Below are 4,684 nucleotides of genomic sequence, written 5' to 3' on the forward strand. Positions count from 1 at the left end.
TCCGCTGCGGCGCACTTTCCGGCGGGGGCCGGGTGCGGGAGCGGTGCGGCCCCCGGGGGCGGACTGCCCAAGGCCAGAACGGCTGTCGCCGCCGTAGGGGGTCGGGGATCGTTGCCGGGTGTGCCGCCTTTGTGGCTGGTCGCGCAGTTCCCCGCGCCCCTCGCGGGGCGCGTCCGCTGCGGCACCCTTTCCGGCGGGGGCCGGCTCCCGGGCCTGTGCCAGGCGCCGGGGCGACGGCCCCCGGAGGGGGTGTTGGGGTCAGTCGTCGTGGGGGCGGGGTGGGCGGCCGTCGAGTTCTACGGCTGTGCAGCGCCAGCGCAGGGATTCGTCGCGGACCAGGCGGAAGGCCAGGGCGTGGAGGCGGGGGCCGGCGGTGACGCGGGCGAAGACCTCGTAGGAGCCGGGGGACGGTTCGAAGTGGCCGATGCGGTGGATGCGGGGGCGGGCCGGGCCCAGGGGGCGGCGGTCGGCGAGCCAGAGCAGGTCCTCGTAGGCCTGGTGGACGGTGTGGCGGGCGACCCAGTGCAGCGGTTTCTGGCCGCTGAGGACGAGCACGAGGCGCTCGGTGAACAGTTCGGTCGGGTGCGGCGGGGCCTGGGGTGCGATGCGGCCGGGGCCGGGGCGGCGGCTGTCGCGCCGGGCGGGGGGCCGGGTGCTCCGCCGGGGGCCTCGCCTGGTCATCACCTTCTGCACAGCGACCTCCGGATACCGATCGGTAACTTAGTGGTGGTGATCTTGTACGAGGCAGAGGCGCGGCCCCGCAAGAGCGTCGGGAGGCGCCGGGGAGGCCGGACCGGTTCGCTCATCCGGGTGGCCGGGGACGGCGGCGGGCCCCGGGGAGCGGGCCGGCCCGGAGTGAACCGGCCGCCCCCGGCTGACGCGGGCCGAGGATCCGGGCCGCGGCCCGAAAGAGGACGCGCCCCGGTACGGGGAGGGCGCGTCCCCGTATCCTGAAGGGCCCCGGAACCCATAGGCCCCGACGACGAAAGCGGCCCGTCATGCGCGTGTACGTACCCCTGTCCCTGCCTCGACTCGCGGCGGCGTACAAGGCGGGCGAGCTGGGCCCCGCGCCGCTGACCGCCTACGCCGTGACGCCCGCGCTGCGCGAGTGGTACCTCTCCGACGACATCGAGGAGCTGGAGTACGCCGCGCTGAACCGGGCCGCGCTCGCCTCGCTGCGGCTGCTCGCCGGTGAGCCGGATGCCGCCCGCCGCCGCGTCGTGGTCGCCGTCGACGTCCCGGACGGCGCTGCCGTGGCCGACCCCGACCGGGGCCTCGACCCGGCCTCGCTCGGCGAGGTGTCGGTGCGGGACGTCGTGCGGCTCGCCAAGGCCGCGGCCGTGCACGTGGACGCCGACGACGCCGAGAAGGACGTCACCGCCGCGGCGGCCGCGCTGGGCGCCGCCGACCACGGGGACGACGACGCGCAGTTCGTCGTGGACGGGGCCGAGGACCACGAGCTGCTCTGGTTCGCGACGCAGGAGATCCCGAACCTGATCGGCCTCGGCGACTGAGCGGAAGGTACGTTCTGGGGATGGGGAAGCACGCCACCGCGCACATCGTCTGGGACTGGAACGGCACGCTGTTCCACGACACCGAAGCAGTCATAGCGGCCACGAACGCCGCCTTCGAGGAGATCGGCCTCGAACCGATCACGCTGGAGACGTACCGAACGCTGTACTGCGTACCCGTCCCCAAGTTCTACGAGCGGCTGATGGGCCGGCTGCCCACCGAGGACGAGTGGCTCCTCATGGACGGCGCCTTCCACCGGCACTACGCGTACCGCGCGGGCGACTGCCGGCTCACCGACGGCGCCGAGGGCCTGCTCGCCGGCTGGCAGGGCGCGGGCCGCAGCCAGTCCATCCTCAGCATGTACGAACACGAGCGACTGGTGCCGCTGGTACGGGACTTCGGGATCACCGACCGGTTCCTGCGCGTCGACGGCCGCACCGGGCCCTCGGGCGGCAGCAAGGCCGAGTACATGGTGCGGCACCTGAGCACCCTCGACGGGGTGGCGCCGGAGCGCACCGTCGTCATCGGGGACGCGGCCGACGACGCCGTCGCCGCGCTGCACGCGGGCGCGCGGGCCGTGCTCTACACGGGCGGCTCCCACAGCCGGGCCGGCCTGGAGGGCGCCGGCGTGCCGGTCGTGGACACGCTCGCCGAGGCCGTGCGCGAGGCGGAGCGGATCGCCGAGGCCGCCTGAATCCCTCCTTCCGCCGGGCCCGGTGTTTTGCGCCGAGTGCGTTCACGCTCCGCGCCCGGCTGCGTACGCTGGGGTGGTACGGCCGTACGGCAGCCACGACGGGGGGACGCGAACCATGGGTTTCGGCTTCGGGCAGCGGCGGGGCGGACAACTTCCCGCCGAGGTCACGACGTTCGTGGGACGTGCCGACGAACTGGCGCAGGTGCGCGGCGCGTTCGACCGGGCCCGGCTCGTCACGCTGGTCGGACCCGGCGGGGTCGGCAAAAGCCGCACCGCGCTGCGGGCCGCGGCCGGGCTCGCCAAGCGCTTCCCCGACGGGGTGTGGCTCGTCGAACTGAGCGCGCTGCGCGACCCCGAACTGATCCCGGCGACCCTCGCCGCCGTGCTCGAACTCCCGGACCAGGCAGGCATGGAGCCGCTCGACGCGGTCGTCGCGCACCTCCAGGGGCGGCGGCTCCTGATCGTCCTCGACACCTGCGAGCACCTCGTCGACGCCTGCGCCATGCTCACCGACGTGCTGCTGCGCGAGGCGGCCGGCGTGAGCGTCCTCGCGACCAGCCGGCAGCCGCTCGACGTGCCGGGCGAGCACTGCTGCCCGGTCGCGCCGCTGAGCGCCGACGACGCGCTGGAGCTGTTCGTGCAGCGGGCCGCCGCCGTCGTGCCCGGCTTCACGGTGACCGACGCGAACCGGGGGCAGCTCACCGCGCTCGCCGGCCGCCTCGACGGCATCCCGCTCGCGCTCGAGCTCGCGGCGGTACGGCTGCGGGCCGTGCCCCTGGAGCGGCTCGTGGAGCGGCTCGGCCACCGCTTCGAGGTGCTGACCGGAGGGCGCCGCACGGCGCTGACCCGGCACCAGACGCTGCGTACCGCCATCGGCTGGTCCCACGAGCTGTGCACGCCGCAGGAGCGGCTGCTGTGGGCGCGCCTGTCGGTGTTCGCCGGGTCCTTCGAGCTGTCGGCCGCCGAGACCGTGTGCGCGGGCGGCGAGCTGCCGCCCGGCGCGGTCCTGGAGCACCTCATCGGGCTCGTCGACAAGTCCGTCGTCCAGCGCATCGGGGAGGACGGCGGCCGGTACCGGCTGCTCGACACGATCCGCGAGTACGGGGCCGAGTGGCTGGAGGAGTCCGGGCAGGCGGCCGCCGTGCGCGGGCGGCACTTCGCGTACTACCGGGAGCTCGGCCGGCGCTTCTGGGACGAGTTCCTCACCGCCGCGCAGCCGGTGCACCACCGGGCGCTGCGGGCCGAGAGCGCCGATCTGCGGGCCGCGCTGGAGTACGCGTACGGGAGCGGGGACCCGGAGACCGTCGCGCAGGGCCTGTGGCTGGCGGCGCAGCTCGGGCCGTTCTGGCGGGCCGCCGGGGTGCTCGCCGAGGGCCGGTACTGGATCGACAAGGGGCTCGGGCTGCTCGGCGAGGTGGGCGGGGAGCAGGCGTGGGGCCGGTTCATGGTCGCCCTGTTCTCGGTGTGGACCGGGGACCTGCCCGGCGCGCTCGAGCTCTTCCACCGGGCGATCGCGGTGGCGCGGCAGGCGGGGGAGGCGCGGGTCGAGCTGTTCTGCGACGCGTACCTGGGCGGTCTCGGGGCGCTGTGCGGGGAGCCGGAGGGGCTCGCGGAACTGGAGGACGCGCGGCAGCGGATCGTGGCGCGGGGCGACGGGCTCGGCACCGGGGTCGTGCACTACGAGGGCGCGCTGCTGCTCGGGGTGCTCGGGGACACGGACGGCGCCCTGGAGCTGTGCCGGACCGGGCTCGCGTTCCTGGAGGGCACCGGGGAGCGGCAGCTGTACGGGTCCACGCTCATGGTGCAGGGGGTGATCCTGTGGCTCGCGGGGGAGCGGGAGGAGGCCGTCGGGGCGCTGCGCCGGGCACTGGAGGCCGCCGCCGAGGTCGAGGAGGTGCTCGTCGCGGCGATCTGCTGCCTCGTGCTCGGGTGGGCGGCGGCGCGCGAGAAGCGGTTCGTGCGGGCGGCGTGGCTGCTCGGGTACGCGGAGCACGCGCGGCGCCTGTCCGGTGACCCCGTCGGCATGCTGCCCTCGCTCTTCGAGGAGCAGGAGGCGGTGCGGGGGGCCGTGCGGGAGGCGCTGGGGGAGGACGGGTTCCGGCGGTGGCACGAGGTGGGGGCGCGGCTCTCCGGGGGGCGGGTGCTGGACGCGGTGCGGGGGGACGTGGAGGTGCCGGCGCCCGCGGTGGCCGTGCCGGGGGCTCGGCGGAGCGGGGTCGAGGCGTTGACCCGTCGGGAGCGGGAGGTCGCTGCGCTGGTGGTGGAGGGGTTGTCGAACCGGGAGATCGCGGAGCGGCTGGTCATCTCGAAGCGGACCGCTGACGCGCATGTGGAGCATATTTTGGCGAAGCTCGGGGTCGGGTCGCGGACGGAGGTTTCTCTGGCGGCCGCGGCTTCCACCGTGGCTGGTTGATCTTTCGCTGCCGGGTGCGGCCCGGTGGGGCTTCTCGCGCAGTTCCCCGCGCCCCTGAGGGCGCA

At 75.3% G+C, this 4,684-nt stretch carries 4 protein-coding genes; 3 read left to right on the forward strand and 1 reads right to left on the reverse strand.

Annotation, left to right across the window (positions count from 1 at the left end):
• Positions 1-258: 258 nt before the first annotated feature.
• Entirely contained in the window at positions 259-681 is a 423-nt protein-coding gene (locus tag ACFW9D_RS21540; protein WP_223206104.1) for an Rv3235 family protein, read from the reverse strand.
• A gap of 317 nt (positions 682-998) precedes the next feature.
• Here ACFW9D_RS21540 and ACFW9D_RS21545 point away from each other — a divergent pair, with 317 nt between their 5' ends.
• From ACFW9D_RS21545 to ACFW9D_RS21555, 3 genes are all read left to right on the forward strand, one after another.
• Complete coding sequence (locus ACFW9D_RS21545; RefSeq protein ID WP_188338574.1) at positions 999-1,514, forward strand: DUF6912 family protein; 516 nt, start codon at positions 999-1,001, stop codon at positions 1,512-1,514.
• Positions 1,515-1,534: 20 nt separating this feature from the next.
• Entirely contained in the window at positions 1,535-2,206 is a 672-nt protein-coding gene (locus tag ACFW9D_RS21550; protein ID WP_384623916.1) for an HAD family hydrolase, read from the forward strand.
• Between the two features lie 115 nt (positions 2,207-2,321).
• Complete coding sequence (locus ACFW9D_RS21555; RefSeq protein WP_384623918.1) at positions 2,322-4,619, forward strand: ATP-binding protein; 2,298 nt, start codon at positions 2,322-2,324, stop codon at positions 4,617-4,619.
• The last annotated feature ends 65 nt before the right edge of the window (positions 4,620-4,684 follow it).

This window comes from Streptomyces sp. NPDC059524, assembly GCF_042749255.1.
Taxonomy (GTDB): Bacteria; Actinomycetota; Actinomycetes; order Streptomycetales; family Streptomycetaceae; genus Streptomyces; species Streptomyces xanthii.

Bases quoted from the DNA above. Each gene is read 5' to 3' on its own strand.
- ACFW9D_RS21540 (WP_223206104.1), bottom strand. From the start codon at position 681: ATGACCAGGCGAGGCCCCCGGCGGAGCACCCGGCCCCCCGCCCGGCGC.
- ACFW9D_RS21545 (WP_188338574.1), top strand. From the start codon at position 999: ATGCGCGTGTACGTACCCCTGTCCCTGCCTCGACTCGCGGCGGCGTAC.
- ACFW9D_RS21550 (WP_384623916.1), top strand. From the start codon at position 1,535: ATGGGGAAGCACGCCACCGCGCACATCGTCTGGGACTGGAACGGCACG.
- ACFW9D_RS21555 (WP_384623918.1), top strand. From the start codon at position 2,322: ATGGGTTTCGGCTTCGGGCAGCGGCGGGGCGGACAACTTCCCGCCGAG.